Source organism: Mesorhizobium sp. M1A.F.Ca.IN.020.06.1.1, assembly GCF_004023265.1.
Taxonomy (GTDB): domain Bacteria; phylum Pseudomonadota; class Alphaproteobacteria; order Rhizobiales; family Rhizobiaceae; genus Mesorhizobium.
The window spans coordinates 1-1056 of the sequence record NZ_RZSR01001414.1; the positions used below are offsets into that span (position 1 = coordinate 1).

Here is a 1056-nt window from a genome sequence, read left to right on the forward strand (position 1 = left end):
GGCACCGCCCCGCCGCAGTTCTTTGCAATCATCGACAGCGAGCGCTGCGCCAGATTGCCGAGGCCGTTGGCGAGATCGGCATTGGTGCGGTTGACGATCGCTTCGTGACTGTAGCTGCCGTCCTGCCCGAACGGCACCTCGCGCAGGAAGAAATAGCGTACCTGGTCGAGCCCGTAATGCTCGATCATCGCGAACGGATCGACGACATTGCCGACCGATTTGGACATCTTCTCGCCGCGGTTGAACAGGAAGCCGTGGGCGAACACGCGCTTCGGCAATTCTATGCCGGCCGACATCAGGAAGGCCGGCCAGTAGACCGCGTGGAAGCGCACGATGTCCTTGCCGATGATATGCGTCGCCGGCCAGTAGTGCCATTGCTCGGATTTGGTGTCGGGATAGCCAGCGGCCGTGATGTAGTTGGTCAATGCGTCGACCCAGACATACATCACATGCTTGTCGTTGCCCGGTACAGGCACGCCCCATTTGAAAGTGGTGCGCGAGATCGACAGGTCCTTCAAGCCGGACTTGACGAAGCTGATCACTTCGTTACGGCGCTCCGCTGGACCGATGAAGTCTGGCCGGCTCTCATAAAGTGCCAGCAATTTGTCCTGATAGGCGGATAGCCGGAAGAAATAGCTTTCCTCCTCGTTCCATTCAACCGGCGAGCCAAGCGGCTCGCGGCGTACGCCGTCGTCGCCGAGCGTGGTTTCGCTTTCGTCGAAATAGGCTTCCTGGCGGACCGAATACCAGCCGCTGTAGCGATCAAGATAGATGTCGCCATTGGCGGCCATCGCCTTCCAGATCGCTTGGCAGGATGCGTAGTGACGTTGTTCGGTCGTGCGGATGAATTCGTCGTTTGAGCCCCCGACTGTCTCGGTCATCGAGCGAAAGATTGCCGAATTGCGGTCGGCGAGCGTTATCGGCGCGATGCCTTCCTTCTCGGCTGTCTGCTGCATCTTGAGGCCATGCTCGTCGGTGCCCGTGAGGAAGAACACTTCCTTGCCGTCGAGACGCTGGAAGCGGGCCAGCGCGTCGCTGGCGATGACCGTATAGGCG

Annotated in this window: 1 protein-coding gene; it reads right to left on the reverse strand. The window is 59.9% G+C overall.

All coding sequences use genetic code 11. The features are described from left to right. A partial coding sequence (gene metG, locus EOA60_RS34470; RefSeq protein WP_128312707.1) for a methionine--tRNA ligase occupies positions 1-1056 on the reverse strand: 1056 nt, incomplete at both ends.